The organism is Streptosporangium heterodermiicola, from assembly GCF_051390675.1.
Classification (GTDB): Bacteria; Actinomycetota; Actinomycetes; order Streptosporangiales; family Streptosporangiaceae; genus Streptosporangium.
In genome coordinates this window covers 1-887 of the sequence record NZ_JBPJSR010000078.1, presented here as the reverse complement: position 1 = coordinate 887, position 887 = coordinate 1, and the positions used below count along the sequence as shown (strand labels likewise).

The window sequence follows — 887 nt, the reverse complement described above, 5'->3', positions numbered from 1 at the left end:
GTAGAAGTGGTCGGCGTCGGCGAGGGTGCCGATGCGGCCGACCATCCAGGGGGAGATCATGTGGAAGGCGTGGTAGACGTCCAGGAAGCCGGGGCGTGAGTCCTCGACGCCGCGGCGCCAGTGGGTGGGCACGCCGCCCATCACGTAGCAGCCTTGGGCTTTGAACCAGTTGACGACCTCCAGGCAGGGCCCGGGTGCCCAGGGGCGTTTGGGGTCGTTGAAGCCGAACCCCCAGATGCCGACCACCGGTTTGCCGTTCTGCATGGCGTAGGCGGGGGAGGTGGTGTGGGCCTTCATCTTGTTGAGCCAGTCGGTTTTGATCTCCGGCTGCATGTTCGTCCAGTCGGTGACGTCGTACATGATGTAGTACTTGCGGCCGTTGGCCTCTGCGGCGGCGCGGACCTTGGTGGCCATGGCGTCGCGGGTGGGGCCTTCGCCGCCCGTCGGGTTGAAGCGTTGCAGGGCGGCGGTGTCGATGTTGTTCTCGCGCATCCAGCGGAAGTGGGTGTCGACGGTCTGCTGGTCGTAGGAGGAGAACAGGGTGGCCGGGCGGCCGTTGTTGAGGTTGGCGTAGGCGGTGGGGTAGGTGTTGGTGTATTCGCGCGTGTCGGGCCAGGCGACGATGGTGTTGTTGGAGGGTGAGGGGCTTTGGGCCATGTTCTGGCTCCAGTGCCACCAGCCGTTGATGGGGGCGGCGTCGCCCTTGCAGGCGAACCAGCCCTGGTAGCCGACGGTGATCTTCCCGACCACGTCGCCGGGCGGGCTCGCGGCGTGAGCGGCGCTGCCCAGGGCGGTCAGTAGCTGCGACGACGACACCGCGGCGAGAGCGGACCCGGACACCACGGAGGTCATGAACCTCCGACGCGAGACGGCCACGTGAACTCCTT

Annotated in this window: 1 protein-coding gene; it reads right to left on the bottom strand. The window is 67.1% G+C overall.

The window, feature by feature from the left end; all coding sequences use genetic code 11:
* Positions 1-876 (bottom strand): glycoside hydrolase family 99 protein (locus tag ACSC1Q_RS42955; protein WP_436764506.1); only part of this gene is annotated, 876 nt, incomplete at its 3' end.
* Positions 877-887: the final 11 nt, after the last annotated feature.